Origin of the sequence: Kitasatospora sp. NPDC091207 (assembly GCF_044768625.1) — a bacterium.
In the GTDB taxonomy this organism is placed as follows: domain Bacteria; phylum Actinomycetota; class Actinomycetes; order Streptomycetales; family Streptomycetaceae; genus Kitasatospora.
In genome coordinates this window covers 1-18630 of record NZ_JBIVVS010000052.1, presented here as the reverse complement: position 1 = coordinate 18630, position 18630 = coordinate 1, and the positions used below count along the sequence as shown (strand labels likewise).

The following is an 18630-nucleotide window of genomic DNA, read 5'->3' as shown; positions in this document are numbered from 1 at the left end:
GGGCGGAAGCCTGCGGCTTGAGCAGCGCCTGGCGGCGCTGCAGCGGCGCTGGCGCGCCGTCAGGCGCGGGGGGTGCCGGCTGCGCCGTCACCGTGCGTGGTTGCTGGCCCGAGGCTGCGCCTCGGGGGCCCGGCTGCGCCGGGCGGGGCGGGTGAGTGGCGGGGGCAATTCGCCTGCGGCGAATTGGCTTGCCCGGGGTGGCCCCTGGCGGGGCCTCAACTCAGTGGGTGATGAGCGTCAAAGCGGCACGGGCCTGCGGCCCGCCTTTGGGTCCATTCCGTCCTGCGGCCGGGAGTGTTAACGATGTGGCGTGAATCGCCGGTAGAGGGGCCTCCCCTGGCGGGGTGTCCGAGTGGGCGTTGACGATGTGGCGTGAATTGCCGGTAGAGGGGCCTCCCCTGGCGGGGTGTCCGAGTGGGCGTTGACGATGTGGCGTGAATTGCCGGTAGAGGGGCCATCCCTGACGGGACGGCGGAATCCGGAGGGGCTCCGTTCACGATATCCCGCGAATTTTCGGTAGAGCAATAGTCCCGATATCGGCCTCGGGGCGCAGCGGCAGGGCGCAGGTGTTCTGCGGCCCCGTGGTGGCCCGTCGGGCGGCCTGCGGCCTCCAGGGAGGGGGCAGGGCTGGGCGGCGCCCTGGCGGTGCACGGGGCCGTCACCGAGAGACATCACCAGATGCCACCACGCATCCGCACCCAGGTGACACCAACAGCCCCGTCCCCAGACCGAGCCCAGGCATCACCAGCCTCCAGGACCGGTGACACCACCCGCTCCCCCAGTGACAGCAAACCGCAGACTCGCACCTGGGCGGCCCGTGAGGCGGCCTACGGCCTCCAGGGAGGGGTGTGCCGGGGGCGGGGCCCTGCGGGCTCCGCAGGGCCGGGAGCAGCGGGCGGCAGGTGCTGGAGGGCGGCGGCCTGTGGCACCGGCGGCGGGTGCTGGTGTGCGGCGGGCGAAGGCCGGCCCCGGCATCGGCGGGACGGCGAGGTGCGCCCGGGGGCCGCCGAGCCGACCACCGGGCACCACCGCAGGCCCGCGTCGGCCCGACTCCCGGCGTGGCCGGGGACGGCCCCACAGGGGGCGCAGCCGGGTTCACGGCGCCCGTTCCCGAGGGGTTGGCGGCGGCCACCGGCGCAGCGCGGCGACGGCGCCGGGCAGGTGCGGCGCAGGCCTTCGGCAGAGCGCGGCGGACGCCCTTGGGTCGGGCACCGAACCCGCCCCGGGCGCCTGCCGCCACCCCCTTCGTGGACCGCACCGGCAGCCCTCCGGCCTGCGGCAGGACGAACATGCAAGAGGTGTCACCGACTTGGGGTCCAGATGCAAGAGCTGTCAGGGACTTCACCCCCCGGCCCCGGAGAGGCGGCACGGGGAGCAGCAGCGCCCGGTCGGCGGGCGGGGGGTGAACGCGGGCCGGGGCGCAGTTGGGCACCATCACCCCGCCCTCCACAAGCCGCCTGTTCTCGGGCGGCCTGCGGCCGCGGCGGGGGTGCCGGCCTGGCGGCCGGACCGTGGGTGGCGGGGGTGCGGGCCTGGCGGCCCGGGAGCGCGTGGGTGCGGGGCCGGGCCTGCGGCGCCGGCCGGGGTGGCGGGCGGGTCCGTGGCGGTGGCCTGCGGCCCCCTGGCGGGGGCACAGCGGGCACGGCCGGGGCTTGGTGGTGTCGGTGCGCGGGGTGGCCGGGCCGTGCGGCCTGCGGCCCCCAGGGGCGACGGCACACCCCTGTGGGTGTCCTCCCGGGGTGTGCGCGGCCCCCGGTTGCCGGGCCTGTCGCTCCGGGGAGCAGCGGGGCGGGAGCAGCGGGGGCGGGGGTGTGCGGCCCGCGGGTGATTTAGGCCGGGACGGCGGGCGAATCCGGCGACCGGCGCGGCGGCGGATCAAGGCCGTGCGGGAAGGCGTTCCGCCGGGGAATCCGGAGGTGCGCGCAGGGGTGAAATCGGCCGTGATTCCGATGCTGAACACGGCGGCGGTCGGACCGGTGGCCGTAGGCCGAACACGGCCGGGGTGAGCGAGGGAATCAGGCGGATCGACGGGGCCGTTCCAGCTGATCATTCCGGCGGGGAAATCAGGGGTTCGGTGCGGCGGAATCCGGAGGTGTTCCGGAGACCGCCGGAGCGCGTTCGGCCGGGCGGAACGACCGGTGTCGGAAGGGGTGCCATCGGCCGCTGTCCCGTGCCGCGAATTCGGGACCACCGGATTGAACTGCGGCCGGACGCGGAACGGCATCGGCGAGCAGCCCGGCGAGCGAATCCACGGGCTGTGCGGGCGAGGGAATTTCCGGGTTCTTCCGGGATTCCTGCATGCCCGCCGTCAGAGGTGAATGCGCGGGCCCGGGCCGGGGTGGGGAGCACCCCGGTCCGGGCCACGGTCCGGGGCCCTGCGGCCGACACGGCGACGTCCTGGCGGCCGACGGCAGGCGGGCGGGAGCGGCCCCGTGGACGGCGGCCAGGAGCAGCTGCTCGACACCGGACGCGGCGCAGCGGCAGCCCGGTGACTGCCCCGGCGGGCTTCGGCGGCCCCTGCAGCCGCACCCTGGCCGGAGTCGAGGAACCGGGGCGCCCGGGTGGGGCCGGCCCCTCCCGGGCGGGGAGCAGCCGGACGGGGGCACCGCCGCGCCCCTGTCGCGATGGCTGTCGCGGGCCGCCCGCACACGGGGGATCCGGGCCTGGCACGCACGTCACACACCGCGACAGCACCCCAACGCGACACCCCCCGCGACAGGGCGTCCACAGCCCCGGCACGGCGGCCGGCGCCGGGTGCGGTCAGGCCAGCGAGAGCCGCACCGTCCCGTCCGGCAGCGGCTCGTAGAGGACGTCCCTGATCGCCCCGTCGACCGCCCGGGTCGAGGTGGTGAGCATGTGCTCGCCGTCGAAGACCAGCTCACCACCCGCAGCGCGGACCAGAGCCACCAGCAGTTCCTGCGCGTGCCAGTCGGGAGCGATCCGGCGCGGGCCGTAACTGTCGTCGCCCCGTACCCGCCAGGCGACCCAGCCCCCTCCCGGCCACGGCCCCCACGCCAACCCCGGAGCACCCGGGGCGCGCAACGCTCCCCCGCCCCTATCCCCCGGCGAACTCCCGCACGAAATTCACGACCCGCCGAAACGGCCCCGACCGGCGGTAGTTCCGGCCGAATCGACGAGGAAAACCAGGACGGAAACCGGCGGCATTTCCGGCGGCATTCCGACAGGCCGTCAATTCGCCGGAACACCCCGCCCCGGCCCAGACCCCCGAACGGCCCGTCGGACACCCCGACCGGCCGGGGAGGTGGCCACACGCCGTCACCGAAACCGGCACGTCCCGGAATGCCGCCAGACCGCCGGACGGGGGCCGACCACCCGCCCGGATTGGTCTACCGGAAGGCGACAAGGACGCGAGAAACGCAGCGAGGTCACAGACCGGAACCGGAGCGGAACAGCCCCGCACCAGGCCGGGCCGGGCGAGCCGGGGGCGGGCCGGGGCCGGACGGGCAGAGTTCCGTCACAACCCGCGTGTCACGCAACCCCCCAGCCAGCACCCCTACCGACAGACACCCGGTGCGGGACAGGACCGCCCGGAACCAGCCAAGCCGGGACGGGACGCGCCGGGTGGGCAGGGCGGGCGGGCCGGGTGGACTACCCGAGCGGCAACCCCGGCCGACCAGTCCACCCCGACACCCCGCAGCACGTCAGCCCCGCTGCGAGAGGCGGACCAGCCCCCGGCCCAAACCCGACAACCAGGCCAACCACCGCACACCGGCCGGCCCGACCCGGCCCGGCCGGACAGCCACCACCCCCCACAGCGGGGCAGCTTGTGGTGCCCCTCCGGTTCCGTCACGGTGTGACAGTGACGGAACCGACGGCCCCAGTATGTGCCGGCCCCCACTGCGGGCGGCGACTTCCCGACCCGGCCCGCACGGGGCGGCCCGGCCTCTACTGCGGGCAGGCCTGCCGCCAGGCCGCTCTGCGCCGGCGCCGCCTGGCCGAGCAGGCCCCGAGGCTTCGAGAGGAGGCCCGGGAGCTACTGGAGGGCATCAACCCGGAACTGGCAGCCGACGTGCCGGAGCGGCTGGCGGCGATGGACGGTGAGCAGTTCGCCCTGGTCGTCCGGCACGCCCGGACCGTAGCCGAGCACCAGACGGCCCTGTGCGGGGCGCTTGGTGTACCGCCCGACCGGACGGGCCCCCGGTCCGTAGCGGGCGGCGAAGCAGCCAGTCCCGGCCCGCGCCCGGCCGGACGCGGGCCGGGCGCGGGCCCCGGCCAGCAGCCCGTACCCGCCAGCCTCCTCGGCCTCTTCCTCGAACCCCACGGCCGCCCCGCGGATGTCGGCCGCTCTCCTGGGGCGTGACAGGATCGGAGGCGCTCCTCCCGCACACCATTGCCCGCGGGCGGAGCCCCGACTTGGCCGGCCACCACCTGCTTGCACCAGACTCCGGCGGCCGGCCGGGACAACGACAGCGGGCCCCGGACGTGAAGTCCGGGGCCCGCTGTCGTACGCCCTGCCCGGGCCGGGCGAAGAGTCAGAAGCCGCTGCGGCGTACGACGGGCCGACTCGGCCGCTCCTGGCCAGCGGTCAGGGCGATGGCGGTGGAGCGGGTGCGCTCCAGCCAGGTCACGACCTGCCGGACGGTGGCCGGGTCGAGGTGGCGGGTGAGCTCGCGCACCGCCTGGTGGTCGCCCTCGGTCAGATTGTGGAGTCCGGCCCGGGCCAGCGAGGTGTAGAGGGGTTCGGCCGCTGCTCCGGCGAGCTGGCGGTGCGCGGCGTCGGTCCGCAGCCGAGCCTCCTGGGTGTGTTTCTTCCGGCTTTCTCTGGCCCCACCGTTCCGGGTTCGAGTGGCCCCACCGTTGAACTGGACGGGTGACGGGAGAAGGCGGTGTTGAATAGTTCCAGGCTGGGGTGGCCCCACCCCCTCGATCGGGTGAGCTTTGCGCCGCTTGCTGTGTGTGGCGGTAGTCGTGGCCGCGATGGCCCGGATGTGACCGGTAGCGTGTAGTTGTGCGCCCGCCAGGTCTGCATCCCCGACAGGATGTCTTCGGGCGGGCACCGTTGTTTGGTGCCCGCCCGGTCTATGCCGCTCGCGGAAGATAAGCGGTCGCCGATCACGGCCCAGTCGACCTCCTGCCTTCCAGCCCGGAGCGCCGGGTTTCTGCGGCCTGCGAGAGCATCGACGTCAATGTCCGCCAGGCCCATCCTGGGGGGGGTAGGCGCGCGCCGAAGGCGTCCCTCTCAGCCATCGGGGCCGTGGCCACTGGCTGAGGCCGTGGTGGATTTCGCATTCGGATATTTCGCCTTGGCGTCAATCGGCGGTCCGTGTGAACTCGGCGATGGTCTCGTCGAGGTTGCCGACGGCAGCCGCTGCAGCCACGTGATGGTGGTAGCCCCGGGCAGCGACGACGCGTCCGCCGCGGACTGTGAGGACCAGGATGTTGGCCGTGCGGAAGGTCCGCCCGGTCGTGCGGCCTGTTGTCGGCAACGGGTGAAACGAGGTTCTGACTCACTTTCCGTGCCAGGGCCACGGAGGGTCACCCAAACCGCGATCATGATCGGCCCGTCACGCGGCGAGGAGGACGCGCTTGCGGAGCAGGTCGAAGTTGGCGCGACCGAACATTTGGCGCTTGAGCATCTTGATCCTGTTGTTGTGGCCCTCGACCGCGCCGGAGCTGTAGGGCATGGTCAGTCCTGCGGTCACGGCGTCGAGGTCCTGGTGGAGGCCGGCGGTGAAGGTGTGCAGTGCGGGGACGTCATCGGCTCGAACGTCTGCGATCCACCGGATGAGCCGGTGGCCGTGGCGGTTGTTCATCAGCTCGGCGAAGGACCGTATGTGTCGGGCGGTCCGGTCGAGTTCGGGGCATCGGGCGAGGATCGCCTTGAGCTGCTGGCTCTGCTCCTCGGTGAGGCTGTCGGGGTGGCGGGTGAGCCAGCTGGTCACGTCTCGCACCGACGTGGGCCTGCGTGGTGGATCCGCCAGCGGGAACGCCTCGCGGAGCTGGCGCACATACTGTCTCACCACGGTGGTGCCGCCTTGGTAGCCGAGCTCGCACAGTTCGGCGAAGAGGCGGGTGCCGTTGGTGCAGCCCTCCTGCCACCGTTGGTGGAGGTACGGCTTGTGGGGGTCGAGGATGCTGGTGCGGCCGGTCCACCGCCCGACGAGCAACTCGTCGGGGGTCGCCGCGTTGGCGAGCCGGCTCACGGTGTTGCGGGCCAGGCCCAGTTCGCGGGCGATGGGCCTGTGGCCGCGCCCTTGTCCCAGGAGGGCGTGGACGGCCGCGTGCTGTTGGCGGACGCGGTCGGAGAGGCGACCGGATCGGCGTGGCTCGGCCGGCACGGCCGTCGTGAGTTTTGCCGTGTCCAGGGTCGACTGCGTGCCTGCTCGTTCCTCGTCCGGTGGTTCACGCAGCAGGGCCCGGTTGCGGACAACGGTCCTTTCCACGGCTTCGACGAGGTTGTGCCAGATGTGCCAGCGATCCGCGCAGTGCACCGCCTCCGGGGCGCCGAGCCGACCCGCTTCGGCGAAGGCCGGCGAGCGGTCCCTGCAGATGATCTCGACGCCGGGATGCTCCGCCAGCCAGCCGGCCACCGTCGCCGCGGTCCGGTCGGGCAGCAGGTCGACAGGGCGGCGGGTCTCGATGTCCACCAGGATCGTGGCGTAGACATGCCCCTTGCGCAGGGCGAATTCGTCAACGCCCAGCACGCGCGGCGTGCTGGGGACAGGGTCGGGCAGGGCGCGTATCAGCCGCAGCATCGTCGACCGGCTCGCGGCCACCGCGAGCGAGCCTGCCAGGCGTGCCCCGGCCCGACCCGCCAGCATCAACGCCACGCTCTCCAGCACCGCCCGTAAGCCGACCGACTGCCGACCGTGCCGGTAGCTCAGCCCGGCCACCTGCTCCACGAACGTCACCCGAGGACAGCTGCCGTCCAGGCAGCGGAACCGGCGCACACGCAACTCGATCACCGCCGGACGGCCACCCACCGCGCTGTCCGCGAGCCGCCGCACGTACCTGCTGTGCACCCGACTCGAAACGGACCCGCAGTCCGGGCACGCCACCCCAACGGTCTCAGCTCGGACTCGAAGCACTACCAACTCCGCTTCTACCAAGACACCTTCGACCAGAACACCATCGACTCGGGGGAACCACAGGTCCCCGGACACCACGTCGCCCACAGCCGATCATGATCGCGGTTTGGGTGACCCTCCGTGGCCCTGGCACGGAAAGTGAGTCAGAACCCATTTTCAGCCGTCGCCGACACCTGTCACGGCGTAGTCGTACTCGGCGATGACGACCTCGGGGTCAGTGGTCTCGTGGAGCCGCGTGAGGGAAAGGCGCAGGTCCAGCATCGCCCAGCCCTTCTGCAGGGCTTGGCGCAGTGCGTCTTTGCCTCTCACGCGTGCTGGGGTGGGCAGGGCCAGTGGCCAGTCGATGACGACGTCCTCGGCGTAGAGGTCGCGCAGGGTGTCCCAGTCCTGGTTGCCGAGTCCTTCGAGCAGTCTGGCGGCCACCTCGCGGGGGCTGTCTGCCGCAGTCATGTCTCCCCTTCTTCTGTTCGTTTTCACGCGGGTGCCGGAGCGGTATGGCTATCGGGCGGAGTCCAACAGGGTGCTCAGGTCGGCGAAGGCCGTGCGGACCGCGTGGGGGTTCTCGAGCCAGGGGAAGTGGCTCGCGCTCTCGATGGTTCTCCGCAGCACGTGAGGCTGGTCGAATGCGGTGTCCTGCTGCCACAGGCTCTGGTCGACCACGTGGTCCTCGCTGCCGCTGATGATCAGCGTCGGAATTCCGCTGGCTGCCGGTGTCCAGCGCGCCTGGTAGGTGTCGTCGAAGTGGGCGTCGGCCCAGGCCACCGCGTCGTTGCAGTAGGGCAGGCCCTCCAGCACGGTGCGGCCGGCGGCCAGGGCTGCGGGGGTGAAGTTCCATGCCGCGGCGGTCAGTGTGAGCGCGCGCAGCGTCTGGTCGTTCGGGTCCTGTCCGTAGGCCGCGGCCGCCTCCTCGAGTCCGGGCAGCGGGTGGGCCTGGGCCCACTGTCCGAAGGCGTCGCGCCAGCCCGCGTGCGGTGCGCTGCTGACCAGGGCCATGCCGGCCAGGCGACCTTCCAGCTCGGGTGTGGCCAGCATGAACATCCCGCCGGTGGAATGGCCGACCATGACCACATCGTCCAGCTCGTCCAGCGTCTCGGCCAGGACCTGCGGCCAGAGCGCGTAGGGATTTTCGGGAACCTGCGGCAGGCCGCGGTTGGAACCGTCCCCCGGCAGGTCGACCAGCCAGACCGTGCCCGGCACCTCGGTAGCGCGGGCCAGCTCCAGCACGGACTCCGCCCCCAGGCCGGGGCCGCCCGGGACGAACAGCCAGTTCCACCGGCCCTCAGTCTCTGCGACAGGGCGCAACCGAACCCCCGACCGAGTCCAACATTGACCTTCCACGCCCATGCCGCCCACGTCCTTCCCGTCGATCATCGAACACAGCATCACGACCATATGGCCGAATAGTCCTGAACTGCACAGTATTTCCCCCGGGCATCCGACGACTTGACCAGCCACCAGCCGCCGAGCGGTGTGGTCCCGGTCGGCTTACCCCGATGCGGGGCTCCTGCGGTCAGGACATGGCGGCTTTGCGCTTCGCGGTGGTGGCGGCGAGGCGGAACGAGTCGGTGCCGGTCTCGATGATGTGGGCCTCGAAGGTGAGGCGGTCGACGATCGCCTGGCAGAGCCGCTTGTCGGTGAAGGTCTGGTCCCACTCGGTGAACGGCCTGTTCGAGGCGATCGCGATCGCGTGGCGCTCCTCGCGCTCGGTGAAAATCTGGAACAGCAGCTCAGCGCCGTGCCGGTCCAGCTTGACGTAGCCCAGCTCGTCCAGGCAGAGCAGGTCGATGCGCCCGTATTTCTTGATGGTGCGTCCGAGCTGCTTGTCGTCGGCGGCTTCCGCGAGTTCGTTGACCAGGTTCGCCGCGGTGGTGCAGCGGACCCGGCCGCCGGCCTCGGCGATGGCGGTGCCGATTCCGATCAGCAGGTGTGATTTGCCGGTGCCGGAGTCGCCGATCAGGCAGAGCGGCTGGCCGGACTGGACCCAGCCCATCGTGGTGAGGGTGTTCACGACCTCCGGCGGGACGTTCGGGTTCTTCGAGAAGTCGAAGTCCTCGACCCGCTTCGGGCGCGGGAAATTGGCTTCCTTGACCCGGCGGAGCTTGCGGCGCTCGTCGCGGTCCTCGCACTCGTTCTCCAACAGCTCGGCGAGGAAGTCGCTGTAGGAGGAGTGCTCGCGCAGGGCCTGGGCGGCGATCTCCTCCCAACGGCCGCGGATCGTGGTCAGGCCCAGGGTCCGGCAGGCGGTGTCGATGGCCACCCCCGCGTCCTGGGACCGCTGTCCGGGCAGCCCTGAGGAAGCCCGAGGCCCCTGCTGCTGCGGGGCCTGGGCGGTGCTCTGCGTCATGCTGAGCCTTTCGAGGGGAGGGAGAGCAACTGGCCGTAGGCGGCCAGCGATGGCGCCGGGCGAGTGTCCGGCGGGAGGGAGGGACGTCTGTCGGACAGCGAGACCACCCGGGCCGCCACGATGTCCTCGGCCTCGTCCAGGACGACCGCGGGCGGGGCGATCACGACGGGTGCGGGGCCGTCGCCGGCCGCCAGCGCCCGGCGGGCCTCGATCGCGACCAGGTCCGGCGAGACCGAACCCGCCTCCAGGACGGCGTTCATCCCGGCGAGGACGGCCTCGGCGGGCAGGCGGCGGTGCAGCAGCAGGACCTCGATCAGCGCGCGGGTGCCGGCCTGCGAGCCGTGCGCCTCTCGCGCGGCGGCCCAGAACGCATCGTGGACCGGGGTGAACGACCCGTCCGCGCGAGCCGCCTTCAGGCCGGTCGAGCCCTCCAGAGCGCCGGGCTTGGCCCGCAGGATCTCCAGGTAGTGGTCCAGCAGGTCCCGGTAGCCCCAGCGGCCCGACAGGCGCGGGTGGCGGGCGACGATCTCGTGCCGGTCGAAGACGACCACCTCGTCCGCCCGCAGCGACACCCTCACGTTGCGGCCGATGAACCGGGCCGGCACCGAGTGGCCTCGCGCACGCAGTTGGCGACGTCCTGGCGGTGGCGGGCGGCGGTCTGGGCGCGGCGCAGGCCGAGGTCGTGGTCCTGATCGTAGGTCTCGCGGCCACTGTTGGCGGCCTCGTCGCGGATGCGCTGCCACTCCTGGTAGGCGAGCGCGGCGTGGCCAAGGGTGCTCTCGTCTTCGGCGTCCGGGTACCGGCCGGCGGCGCGCAGGTCGGTGTGGGCGCCGTTGAGGGCCTGGTCGATGGCGTCCAGGGTGAGGCCGGCGGCCTTGCGGCGGATGCGGGTGCGCCTCTCGCCGAGCAGGCCGTCCTCGGGGCCCTGGCCCTCGTCCTCGTCGGTGCTCTGGTCGTCGTCCGGGTGGGCGGGGTGCTGGGCGAGGGCGGCGTGGAGCGTGACTCCGGCCTCCCACGACTCGGGGTGCAGAACCGGCTGAGTGCGGCCGGCGCTGTCGCGAGTGACGACGAGCCGACCGTCGACCAGGGCCGCCCACCCAGCCAAGCCGTCGATGTCCTTCTCCACCCAGCCGCGGGCGAGGCCGGCGCCGTGGTGGAGGGTGCGGATGCCGTCGTGGCCGGACCAGCGCAGCCAGATCGCACCGCGCACCAGCGCCGAGTCGAGGATCGCCCGGCCCAGGTCACGGCGTGCGGGCAGCGGCCGGCTGCGGGTGGCCGACAGGTCCAGCGGGACGGGCACTGCGGCGGGGTCGGGGCGGGTGGTATCGGTCATCGCGGGTGCTGCCTTCCGGGCCGACAGGAAGAGGGGCGGGGCGGACCGCTTGACGGCCGGTCAGCTGCAGTGCGGCCAGGCCGCGGCCATGTCGCCCAGGACGCTGCGGGTCAGCCGGCCGCGGGCTCGGACGTGCTCTCGTCTGCGGCGAGGCAGGCGGCGGTCACCTCGGCCAGGGCCTGCGCGACGTCGTCCGCCCGTGCGCGGTCCGCCTCCGGAGCGGGCCCGGGCTGCCCGTGTGCGTCGGCAGAGGTGATGCTGGTGTCGAGGTCGGCGGCGTAGCGCACCAGGGAGTCGTAGAGCCGGGCGGTGGTTTCCAGGTCCATCCGCACCTCGCCCCGTACCCGCCACAGCCGGAAGGTCTCGGCGGTGTGGCGCAGCAGGGCAGTGACGTGGGTGGCGGGCATCATGAGCTCGCCGTCGTGCCGGTAGAGCACCAGGGGGAACGGCTGGTGGTGCTGGTCGTCGCGCATCCGGGTCTCCTTCGTCGGACGGTCGGGCGGGGGCGGCCCGATGGCCGGGCCGCCCCTGGTGGGTGGTGTGCCGCTACTGGTCGCCTGCGCAGTCGTGGTCGGATTCGACGTACTCGCCGTCGGTGAAGTCGGTCTCCATCGACCAGCCGCAGGCGGAGCACGCGGCCCGGCCCTCCCAGCCGATCTCGGGCCCGTCATCCTGGTCGCAGTCGTGGTCGGCGTCCACGCTGGCGCCGTCCTCGAACTGGGCGTCGCCCCCGTCTCCACACGCCCCGCACGCCCACTCGGCGGTCCAGGTGACCGTGCCCTCGGCCGGACCCTGGTCCTGCTGCTCGGCGAGGGCAGCGGGCAGTGCGTCCAGGAGTACGGCCTGCTGGGCCGTCAGCTTCTCCTCGGCACGGGCCTTGTCCTGCTTGCGCAGCCAGGCTCCGGGCCGGAAGGTCGGGTCGGCTTCGCCGCCGGTGCGGTTGGCCGGGCCGTCCAGGGTGCCGCCGGCGGCGAGGTAGGCGAGCAGGCGGCGGTAGGAGCGGTTCCAGTCCGGCTCGATGCGCCACATCGCGTCCAGCGCGGTCAGCCTGGCGTCCTGAGCGGCCGTGAGCTTCGGGTTCTTGCGCTGCCGCCCTACCCACGCGCCCACCGCGTGGCCGTCCAGCTTCTCGGCGGCCGGGATCGCCAGGTGCCCGTGTGTCTCGGCCCAGGCGCGGGCGTGGGCGTAGCCGCGGTCCCAGGAGTGGGCGTGCTTGTCCCAGATCATGCCGAGCTGGTCGAGTTCGTGGATGCGGACCGGGGCGAGGAGGCCGGCGCCCTTGAGGTAGCGCTGGCGGTCGAGCCAGGAGATCAGAGCGCCGTCCCGGGTCTTGTCGGTGGGGTCGAGGTGGTGGTGCCCGGTGTGGAACGCGGCGGCCAGGGCGAACATGCGCTGCCACTCGGTGGCGCGCGGGTTGAACGCCCGCAGCTTCACCGTCTGGAGGATCCGGGCGGCGTGCTTGCGGGCGTTGATCCGCAGCCACTCCACCGGCGACTCCTGGGCGGGCTGCTCGGCGTCCCCGGCCTCGCCGGACTCCTCGCCCACCTCGGACTCGGTGATGGTGTCCTGGCCCTTCTCGCCGACCCGCCGGGTGCGCAGCTCGGTGATCCGGCCGACGACGCGGGCGTCGTGGGCGGCCAGGGCGCGCAGGACGCGCCAGATGGTGCGGAAGGAGGACGCCTCGATCTCCTCGTCGGCCTCCGCCTTCACGGCCTCCCCGGCCTCGTGGATCTCGGCCGGGTCGGCGGTGGCGGTGTCGTCGCCGACCTCGGGGGTGGGAAGGTAGACGGGGATGATGACCCAGGAGACCTTGCCCTGCCGGTAGGCCTGGCGCAGGGCCCGGCCGACGGCCTGGACGACGTCGATGACGCTGGACTTCGGGTCCGCGAAGACGATCGCATCCACGCTTCTCACGTCGATGCCCTCGTTCAGAAGTCGAGAGTTGCAGATGATGCAGCACTCCTCGCCCTCCTCGCCGGGCCGCTCGCCGGTGGAGGCGGTGAACGTGGCGAACGCCGCGCGGCGCTCCGAGAGGCGGTCGCTGCCGGCGACCGCGAGGGCGGTCACCCGCTCCGGCCGGTCGCCGACGGGGAGCAGCTCGGCGGTGGTGTTCATGGTGGCGGCGAACTCCCGGGCCGCCTGCACCCGGGAGTGGAAGGTGATGACCCGGCGCAGTTGCAGGTCCGCGATGGCGCGCAGCACCGCGATCTGCAGTGCCAGGCGCAGGAGTTCCTCGTTCGACCTCTGGGATCGGAGGTCGGCGACGGCGGGGAGGTTGAGGAGTTCGCGCAGGTCCTCGTCGGTGACGACGGGGACCAGGACGCGGTAGTCGGCGAGGTAGCCGTGTTCGATTCCCTGGCCGAGCGTCCAGGTGAACACGGTCTCGCCGTAGATGCGGGTGTCCGTCATGGAGCAGAGCGCGGGCAGCTCCTGGCCGTCGGTGAGGTCGGCCAGGCCCGGCTTGGCCTTGGAGTCGTCGGCGATCTTCGGGGTGGCGGTGAAGTACAAGCGCCGGGCGGCGGGGACCTTGTCGTCGGAGTGGATCGCCGCCCACGCCTTCCCTTCGGAGCCTGCCGTCCTGTGGGCCTCGTCGATGATCACGACGTCCCAGGCCGGGAGGCCGAAGTCCTTGTGCGCGGTGACGATGCGTTCCAGGGAGGCGTAGGTGGCGTAGACGGTCACCGGCTGGCCGTCCGGGGCTCCCTTGACCAGGTCGGCGATCCGGGCGGCCTGCGTCGACACCTGCGCCTCGACGCGGCCGCCGGCCTCCGCGCTCTCCAACGCCTCCGCCCGCGAACACGCCGCCACCGCCAGCCCCCGGCGGCCGCCCTTCAGCGACCAGGAGGCGGCGGTCTGCTCCAGCAGCTCGATCGTCGGGACCAGCACCAGCACCCGGCCCTTCGCCGCCAGGCGGCGGGCGCAGCCGGCGGCGATGAGGGTCTTGCCGGAGCCGGTGGCCGCGACGATCGTCGCCCGGCCTCCGTTCTTGACGGCCTTCACCGCGGCGGCCACGGCGTCTTTCTGGAACCAGTGCAGCGGCAGCGGGTTCACGACCATGGTGGGTGGCTCGGCCTGGGCGGGCAGCGAGGTCTGAGCGCGCAGCCCGGCCGGGACGTCCTCGGTGGCGGTGGTGGTCGTGGTGTCCACGGCGCGGGTGTCTCCTTCGTCATCCGGATGGTGCGCGGGGCGGGCGGGGGCGGCCTTTTGCCGACGGGAGCGGGAAACGCCGGGCCGAGCCGGGGTTCTTACCCGTTGATGAGGACTTCCGAGGTCTGGTGGCCGTCGGGGGTCCAGGTGCGGATCTCCAGGTAGACGATCTCCGCCTCGGGGACGGCGCGGCCGGTCTCGATCAGCCAGGTCTGCACGGCGTGGACGACGTCGCCGTGGGAGTCGGCCACCCGGCGCGACCACTCGGTGGCGGGGAAGCCGCCGGTGGCGGACGAGCCGTAGGTACGCTCCTCGGTGCCGTCCGCGCGGGGGAGGACGCCGCGCCGGATACCGGCCGAGTCGGCCTTCGACCCGGCGGACAGGGTGAAGTAGCGGGCGCGCATGCGCACCGTCAGGGCGACCCGGCCGTCGGCGGCAGCGGCCGCGTGGATGACGGCGGCCAGGTGCGCGGCCCCGGTCTTGATGGCCTGCTTCCCAGCGCGGCCGGCCATCGACCCGCCCGGGGTGCCGATGACGTCCTTGCCGCGCACCCGGGCCTTCTGCCCCGTCCTCGTGCGGCGGCGGGTGGTGTTCGCCTCGGCGATGCCGGCCAACGCCTCCTCGTCGCGCTCGCCGCCGCGCACGGCCCGCACCATCTGGCGCAGCGCGCCCACCATGCTGGCGCCCTTGCCCTTGGTGAAGAACTGCGACACCAGGGAGGCGTCGCGGCCGAGCATCCTGGCGACCTGGCGCTTGGTGTAGCCCTGGTCGATCAGCTCCTGGGTCAGGCGCGCGGCCTCGTTGGGGTCCTGCGGCGTTCCCGGGCTCACTGCTGCTCAGCTCCCTTCGCGGCGAGTTCGGCGCGGCCCTGGCCGCGCAGCTTCAGGTACTGCTCCTGGCTGGTCGGGTGCTCGACCGGACCGGTGAGGTGGCCCTTGAGGAGGTAGTCCCCGGGCTCGCCGCGGTAGGGCCAGGGCTGGCGCTCGGTCAGCGCGATGCCGTCCGTGCCGAAGTAGACGACGCTTCCGGGCTTCGCGTGCAGGGCCCCGGCGTAGCCGATGACCTCCTTGCCCTGGCGGTACTTCATGTCCAGCAGCGCCGCCCGCGCCCCGGACCAGACGTAGGCGGCCCACTCGGGGTGGGCATAGGGGTCGCGAGAGAACCCGGCCTGCCGCTGCCAGGTCACCACCTGATCGTCCTGGCCGAGGATCTCAACCCCGGCCGGGAGCGCCTCGCCGACCGGGGTGGTGCCGGAGACCAGGCGCGGGCGCTGCGCGAAGCCGCCCAGGCCGAACAGCAACACGGAGCGGACCGCGCGGGACGCGAGGTAGGCCGCCTGCCGCTGGCGCTCGTCCCCGTGGATACGGGACAAGTTGGTCAGGTCCGCCCAGGCGGCCTTGAGTCGCTTGCCCCACTCGTCGAGCGGCTTGCCGTCCTCGAAGACCAAGCCGCCCAGGATCTCGATCCGCCACGGCATCAGGTGGTTCGACAGTGCGAGGTGGACCTCCGCGCCACCCGCCCACGTGGTGAACGTGGTACCGGGCTCGGACGGGTAGACCCAGGCGCGATCTCCGGTGACGGGGGCGGGCAGCAGGCCGATGTGGTTCCAGCCGGCCGGGACGGTGACACGCACGTTCCAGTGCGAGCAGGACATCAGGGCCTTGGTCTGCTCCTGCTCGGTCATCGCCGCGAACGCGGCGGCGGTGATCCGCCGGGGCGTGCCGACCGGGGACTTCCACAGGTGCTTGGCGTAGGCGAAGGTCCTGTCGTACTCCACCAGCGCGGGCAGCTGCTCCGGCACACGCGGCGGCAGGATCAGCTCGGTACGGCCCTGCCCGCCGGTCGCGTGCAACAGCCCCCGCAGCTCCTCGGACAGGACCGGGTAGCCGCCGGCCCACTTGCCGGTGGTGGGGATGGTGCGCGACCACAGGTCCCGGCCGGTCTGGCTGGGCGAGCCCATGAGGACCACGTCGTCCCAGTGGCGGCGCAGCGCCTGCCACAGCAGCCGGAACGCGTCCCGGCAGGTCGTCACGTCGGCGCCGTCCGCATCGAACCACTCCCCCATGGAGCGGATCTCGGTGGTACCGCTGTCCAGGGCGGCGGCGGGGGCGTAGCGGCCGACGGGCTGACGCTGGTGCACGAAGTGCCCGGCCAGCTTGTCCCGACCGGAGCCCACCGCGGTCGTCCACCGCTCGCTCGGGGTGTTCAGCCAGGCCGCGACCGCGTCCTTGAGCGTGGAGTAGCGCTCGGCGCCGTCATGCCACGGGGCGCCGGCGGTGATGTAGATACGCTCGGTGCCGGGCGCGGTGGTGAGGGCGGCGTCCAGGATCTCGCCCGGGGTGCGGGTGCCGAGGTCGACCCGGACGACCTGGTCGCGGACCGCGAGGTCGCCCGTCGCGGCGTCCAGGAACACCGTGGAGCGGGCCTGCTGGGTGTAGGGCGGGCGCTTGGACACCAGGCCCGTCGTCACCGCCTCGAACCGGGCACCGGCCGGGCCCTCCGGGAGGGTGGGCAGCTCACGCGGACCAGTCTCGACCATCGGACGCGCCGGGGCAGCGACCGGACCGACCGAGGCCGCCGGGACAACCGGCGCAGCAACGGCAGGCGCGGCCGGGGCGGGCCGCTCGACGGCGGCCTGGTCCTCGGCCTCGCGCGACGCCTCTGCCGTCACGGCGGCCGCGGCCGGTTGCTCGACGACGGGGGCCGGGCGGGTCAGCGCCGGAGCGACCACGCTCACGCTCACGGGCTCGGCGACCGGCTCGACCGCAGGCGCCGGGGCGGGCGCAGCGACGGCGGCGGCCTGGTCGTCATCCTTGGCAGCCCGGACGGCGGCCGGGGTCGGGTCCAGCAGCGGCGCGATCCGCACGACGTCGCCGACCGACAACCCGGAGGCCTTCGCGATGGCCGGCGCCTGGGCGCCCTCGTACGCCGCGAGCCCGGCAACCCGGCGCGAGCGCCGGTCGGTGAGCTTGTCCAGCTCCTTCCGCGCGGCCGCGACCGTCTTCTCGGCGGCCGTGATCTCGGTGCGCAGCTCGCGCAGTGAGGCGAGCTCGGCGGTGTACGACTTTCGGTCCATCAGATCCTCACTCTCCATCCGTGGCGTCGGCGTCGAGAGGGCGGGCCCGGCGGGCCAGGGTCAGCCAGCCGTCCGGGCCCTGGGTGCCGTGGATATCGGCCAGGCCCGCGAGAAGGAAGGCGTACGCGCCGCGCTTCGGGGCCCGCGGCTGGGCAGCGCCGGCCTCCCACTTGGCGAAGGTCTCCCGCCGGGTGTCCAAGGCGGCGGCCACCTCCACCTGGGTCAGGCCGGCCGCCTTACGCAGCCGCTCCCGCTCAGCGGGCTCCGGCAGGTCCCCACCGTCCCTGGCCTTGGCAAGCAGCGCGTCGACCGCCGCAAAGATCTCACTCATCACATACCTCCACGCAAGAAAGGTAGCACACAAAATCTCGCCTATCGCAACTTTGTTAATCGCATATGCATCGCATCATGACCGCATCGGTCACACGAAGAGCCTGGTGAACCTCTGCAGGCCGCGAGGGCCCTGTGAGCCACCTGATCCACACCTGGTTGGATCGGCGGATGAGTGAGACCTCTGTCGACCTGGGAGTCGTCACCGCGCCGTCCGGTGTGCTGGTGCTGGGGATGGCCGGCTCGATCGACCAGTGGCCCGAAACCGGCGATCCGCTGTCCGTGCGGGCGCTGGCCTCGGCAGGGTCCGGGGGCGGCCACTTCCACGAGCCTGTGGACGGCCCCAGCAGCGAATGGTGGTGTGAGGCGGTCGCGGTGCCGGCCGCAGCCGACCGGCCGCTGAAGGTGCGCGCCGAACCGTGGGTCTCCTACGACGGGCCGGTGATCTCCGTCCTGGAAGTCGACCTCGGCCTGCCCTGGCCGAGCAACCGCAGCGGGGAGCCGATCCGGCTCGGCGACCTGCCTGTCGACCGGTGCGGCATGGTCCTCGGGGACGCGCGCGCCCTGGACTCGTTCGTCGGACTGAACGGTGAATCCGTCGACGGACTCGCCGACGTCACCTACTGGGGGAAGTACGCGGACGACGCCCACGCCCGCTTCGGCGGCGAACGGACACCCCAGTACGGCGGCCAGGGGCCCTACGGGCGGCTCGACCTCCCGTTGCGCGAAGCCCACGAGTTCGCCGACCGGATCCGGAGCTGGGGGCCCCGCGCCGGCCTGATGGTCTCCGTGGACGCGCACAGCCACTTCCACCTGCTCGACCGAGCCGGTCAGATCCACCCCCTACTGGCAGGGCAGATCGAGATCGACGGATGCCAGGTCCTGGGCCTGGGCTGGGACCCCGGCGACCACTCCATGCGCCACCGAGGCGAACGAACCTGGAACCAGGCCTACCCCGTCACCCTGGAACAGGCCGGCACCACCACCCTGCTGCGCTGGACCATCCCCACCGAAGCGGAAGAACCCGACCAAGCCGAAAGCTGACAATGCACCCGGCCGCACGGTCCAACGGCGAGACGGCCGCCACACCCGGACGACCCCGCCTCGCAAGGTGTCATGCTCCGGCTTCGCAAACCACGATGCACCGCCACTGCGCCAACCAGCGGGCTCTAAACGATCACTCGCAAACTACGGCGCTCCGTGTGCGACACGAGGTCGCTCCAAGTAAGTAAAGGACAGCTGCGTGAAGGAGGTATTGAGGGGCCCCGAAGATCCCGGACAGGGACCCAATAGGGTTGTCCTGTAAGGAATCGAGGGAAGTAGCACAGTGGCACGTCCAAGCTCGTACTCG

At 72.7% G+C, this 18630-nt stretch carries 15 protein-coding genes; 1 reads left to right on the top strand and 14 read right to left on the bottom strand.

The genetic code is table 11. The annotated features are described in order from the left end of the window. Positions 1-2760: 2760 nt before the first annotated feature. The 14 genes from ACIQTO_RS37680 to ACIQTO_RS37615 form a co-directional block, all read right to left on the bottom strand. On the bottom strand, positions 2761-2907 hold the full coding sequence (locus tag ACIQTO_RS37680) for a hypothetical protein (protein ID WP_402398122.1): 147 nt from the start codon (positions 2905-2907) through the stop codon (positions 2761-2763). A gap of 1087 nt (positions 2908-3994) precedes the next feature. Then, the gene (locus ACIQTO_RS37675; RefSeq protein WP_402398120.1) at positions 3995-4282 is read right to left on the bottom strand and encodes a hypothetical protein; all 288 of its coding nucleotides are present in this window, start codon (positions 4280-4282) and stop codon (positions 3995-3997) included. 211 nt (positions 4283-4493) lie between these two features. Further along, on the bottom strand, positions 4494-4637 hold the full coding sequence (locus ACIQTO_RS37670) for a hypothetical protein (protein ID WP_402398119.1): 144 nt from the start codon (positions 4635-4637) through the stop codon (positions 4494-4496). A gap of 888 nt (positions 4638-5525) precedes the next feature. Then, the gene (locus ACIQTO_RS37665; RefSeq protein ID WP_402398123.1) at positions 5526-7124 is read right to left on the bottom strand and encodes an ISL3 family transposase; all 1599 of its coding nucleotides are present in this window, start codon (positions 7122-7124) and stop codon (positions 5526-5528) included. An 81-nt stretch (positions 7125-7205) separates the two neighbouring features. After that, a complete protein-coding gene (locus ACIQTO_RS37660; protein WP_402398117.1) occupies positions 7206-7499 on the bottom strand; it encodes a nuclear transport factor 2 family protein in 294 nt (97 codons plus the stop codon). A 48-nt stretch (positions 7500-7547) separates the two neighbouring features. Further along, the gene (locus ACIQTO_RS37655; protein ID WP_402398115.1) at positions 7548-8351 is read right to left on the bottom strand and encodes an alpha/beta fold hydrolase; all 804 of its coding nucleotides are present in this window, start codon (positions 8349-8351) and stop codon (positions 7548-7550) included. A gap of 208 nt (positions 8352-8559) precedes the next feature. Continuing rightward, complete coding sequence (gene istB / locus ACIQTO_RS37650) at positions 8560-9393, bottom strand: IS21-like element helper ATPase IstB (RefSeq protein ID WP_402398113.1); 834 nt, start codon at positions 9391-9393, stop codon at positions 8560-8562. Further along, on the bottom strand, positions 9390-9971 hold the full coding sequence (locus ACIQTO_RS37645; RefSeq protein ID WP_402398111.1) for a hypothetical protein: 582 nt from the start codon (positions 9969-9971) through the stop codon (positions 9390-9392). The genes istB and ACIQTO_RS37645 overlap by 4 nt, the downstream gene beginning before the upstream one ends. Then, positions 9968-10726, bottom strand: coding sequence for a hypothetical protein (locus ACIQTO_RS37640; RefSeq protein WP_402398109.1), 759 nt, complete (start codon positions 10724-10726; stop codon positions 9968-9970). The genes ACIQTO_RS37645 and ACIQTO_RS37640 overlap by 4 nt, the downstream gene beginning before the upstream one ends. Positions 10727-10836: 110 nt before the next feature. Beyond that, positions 10837-11199 carry a hypothetical protein gene (locus tag ACIQTO_RS37635; RefSeq protein WP_402398108.1) on the bottom strand — a complete coding sequence of 121 codons (363 nt, stop codon included), beginning with the start codon at positions 11197-11199 and terminating at the stop codon, positions 10837-10839. 73 nt (positions 11200-11272) lie between these two features. Beyond that, entirely contained in the window at positions 11273-13873 is a 2601-nt protein-coding gene (locus tag ACIQTO_RS37630) for a Helicase associated domain protein (RefSeq protein ID WP_402398106.1), read from the bottom strand. Between the two features lie 98 nt (positions 13874-13971). Then, positions 13972-14703, bottom strand: a complete 732-nt coding sequence (locus ACIQTO_RS37625; RefSeq protein ID WP_402398104.1) for a helix-turn-helix domain containing protein — start codon at positions 14701-14703, stop codon at positions 13972-13974. After that, the gene (locus tag ACIQTO_RS37620; protein WP_402398102.1) at positions 14700-16949 is read right to left on the bottom strand and encodes a hypothetical protein; all 2250 of its coding nucleotides are present in this window, start codon (positions 16947-16949) and stop codon (positions 14700-14702) included. Before ACIQTO_RS37620 ends, ACIQTO_RS37625 begins: the two co-directional genes overlap by 4 nt. Before the next feature lie 7 nt (positions 16950-16956). Beyond that, on the bottom strand, positions 16957-17280 hold the full coding sequence (locus ACIQTO_RS37615) for a helix-turn-helix domain-containing protein (protein ID WP_402398100.1): 324 nt from the start codon (positions 17278-17280) through the stop codon (positions 16957-16959). 170 nt (positions 17281-17450) lie between these two features. On the opposite strand from ACIQTO_RS37615, the gene ACIQTO_RS37610 reads away from it, so the two are divergent. Further along, a complete protein-coding gene (locus tag ACIQTO_RS37610) occupies positions 17451-18323 on the top strand; it encodes a hypothetical protein (RefSeq protein WP_402398098.1) in 873 nt (290 codons plus the stop codon). Positions 18324-18630: the final 307 nt, after the last annotated feature.

What these genes read in the sequence shown, in the direction of transcription:
- ACIQTO_RS37635 (WP_402398108.1), bottom strand. Translation starts at nt 11,199, where the DNA reads ATGCGCGACGACCAGCACCACCAGCCGTTCCCCCTGGTGCTCTACCGG.
- istB (WP_402398113.1), bottom strand. Translation starts at nt 9,393, where the DNA reads ATGACGCAGAGCACCGCCCAGGCCCCGCAGCAGCAGGGGCCTCGGGCT.
- ACIQTO_RS37620 (WP_402398102.1), bottom strand. Translation starts at nt 16,949, where the DNA reads ATGGACCGAAAGTCGTACACCGCCGAGCTCGCCTCACTGCGCGAGCTG.
- ACIQTO_RS37660 (WP_402398117.1), bottom strand. Translation starts at nt 7,499, where the DNA reads ATGACTGCGGCAGACAGCCCCCGCGAGGTGGCCGCCAGACTGCTCGAA.
- ACIQTO_RS37640 (WP_402398109.1), bottom strand. Translation starts at nt 10,726, where the DNA reads ATGACCGATACCACCCGCCCCGACCCCGCCGCAGTGCCCGTCCCGCTG.
- ACIQTO_RS37615 (WP_402398100.1), bottom strand. Translation starts at nt 17,280, where the DNA reads ATGAGTGAGATCTTTGCGGCGGTCGACGCGCTGCTTGCCAAGGCCAGG.
- ACIQTO_RS37610 (WP_402398098.1), top strand. Translation starts at nt 17,451, where the DNA reads ATGAGTGAGACCTCTGTCGACCTGGGAGTCGTCACCGCGCCGTCCGGT.